The organism is Caballeronia sp. (assembly GCF_049581465.1).
GTDB lineage: Bacteria > Pseudomonadota > Gammaproteobacteria > Burkholderiales > Burkholderiaceae > Caballeronia.
This window is the reverse complement of sequence record NZ_JBAUSA010000292.1, coordinates 1-2251: the sequence shown is the minus strand read 5'-3', so window position 1 is coordinate 2251 and position 2251 is coordinate 1. Positions and strand designations below refer to the sequence as shown.

Here is a 2251-nt window from a genome sequence, read left to right as displayed (position 1 = left end):
GATATGCTGCGTCCTGCCTCGCCATTCGAAGCGCTCGCCGGTCATCTGGTCTTCCACGGCAAGCGCATCCCATTCCTGCACGCCCCAGTCGCTCAACGTCTGCCACGGCAGTTCCACATCGGCGCCTTGCTGGTTGAACGGATCGAGATTGATCGCCACCAGCACGACATTGTCGCGCGTGGCGTTGGCCTTCTCGAAGAAGAGAATGTTCTCGTTGTGCGCGGTCAGGAACTTGATGCCGAGGTGCGAATGCAGTGCCGGATTCGCTCGCCGGATGCGATTGAGCGCTGTAATTTCTCCGACAATATTCCCGGGCCGGTTCCAGTCCCACGCGCGGATCTGGTACTTCTCCGAATCGAGATATTCCTCGCTGTTGGGCAACGCGGCCGCTTCACACAATTCGAAGCCGCTATAGACGCCCCACAGGCCAGAGAGCGTTGCTGCGAGCGCGGCGCGGATCACAAAGCCGGCACGTCCCGAACGCTGCAGGAAACGCGGGTTGATGTCAGGCGTATTGACGAAGAAGTTCGGGCGGAAAAAGTCCTGCGCGTCCGTTTGCGTCAGGTCGTGCATGTATTCGAGGAAATCGCGTTTCGATTCGCGCCAGGTGAAATATGTGTACGACTGCGAGAAGCCCAGCTTGGCGAGGCGGTTCATCACGCGGGGCCGCGTAAATGCTTCCGCCAGGAATATCACGTCCGGGTGCCGCGAGCGGACATCGGCGATGACCCATTCCCAGAAGGGCATCGGTTTGGTGTGAGGGTTATCGACGCGGAAAATCTTCACGCCCGCCGCGACCCAGAAGAGGAACACGTCGCGCAACGCAAGCCAGAGTTCGGGCTTGGCGTCGGCGGCGTAGAAGTCCGGATTGACGATGTCCTGATACTTCTTCGGCGGATTTTCGGCGTATCGAAGCGTGCCGTCGGGACGCCACGCAAACCAGGTCGGATGTTCTTTCAACCAGGGATGGTCGGGCGAGCACTGCACGGCGAAGTCGAGCGCGATCTCCAGGCCATGAGCACGCGCCGCGTCGAGCATGCGCTTGAAGTCGTCGAGATCGCCGAGCTCAGGATGTACCGCATCGTGGCCGCCTTCCTTGCCGCCGATTGCGTAAGGGCTGCCCAGATCGCCTGGTTGCGCGTTCAGGGCGTTGTTCTTGCCCTTGCGGTTCGCGATGCCGATCGGGCTTATCGGCGGGAAATACAGCACGTCGAAACCCATCTCGCGGATGCGCGGCATCTTGCCGATGACATCGATAAACGTGCCATGGCGATTTTCGTCGTCGCTCATCGAGCGCGGGAAGATTTCGTACCAGCTCGCGAAGCGCGCGGCGGCGCGCTCAGCGTCGATTCGGTACGTCACTGGGTCCCGGGACAGGAACGGCCGGTGACGCGCGGCTTCCACGGCCTTCGCCGTGTCAGGCGCCAACGTCAGTTCCTGACGCCGCGCAGCATCGGCCTTGGCGAACTCCTTCACGATGCGTTCCAGCGGTTCGCTGTCCGAGTCCGCAGTTGTCTTGACTTCCGCGAGCATCAGGGCGAACAAATGCTGCGCTTCGTCTACTTCGAGATCGATCGGTTGATCGGCTTTCAGCTTCTTCTGCATGTGATCGATCAGCGAGGCAAAGTCGTCTCGCCATGCGATCACGGTGAATTCATGGCGGCCGAGCCGGTCGAGTGGAATGTACGTTGTCCACAAGTCGTTGCCCAACGGCAGCACAGGGACCATTGGCACTTCGTGCCAGACGGTTTCATCGGCCGCACGCCATTGCACGGCCGCCGCGATCTTGTCGTGACCTTCAGCGAAGATCGCCGCCGTGATTTGCGCCGATTCCCCGACGACGCGCTTGGCCGGAAAACGCCCGTGATCGACCGACGGCGTCACGCTTTCGATCATCACGCGCGGCGCCGATAGCGCCTCGATCACGGACTTCTTGTCCGCGACCTTCGCACCGCGCTTCACTTGCGGCTGCGCGAGCACGATGGGCGGCTCCGCGGCGGCCCGGAACAACCGGACTTCGCCGGCTTCAAGCAGGAAGGGCTCAAGCGGCAGCGCCGGATTCGACGCGTCTTCATCGATCCTTCTAAACCGCGTGAAATTCCCCGGTGCGCCGTCTAGCAGATGCCGTGTATCGATATAGACCGGTGTCGCGAGATCGGGATTGATCACGATCAGCGCAGCCTCGCCGGCCGAGCGCAAGTCAGGACCGCTACCGCGCAGGATCACCGCGTACGGCGTACCCGCGCCGGTG

At 61.8% G+C, this 2251-nt stretch carries 1 protein-coding gene; it reads right to left on the bottom strand.

What is annotated here, in order from left to right; genetic code table 11:
- Positions 1–2251: alpha-1,4-glucan--maltose-1-phosphate maltosyltransferase (locus WCA53_RS07325; RefSeq protein WP_423907454.1), on the bottom strand; the 2251-nt coding region annotated here is incomplete at both ends.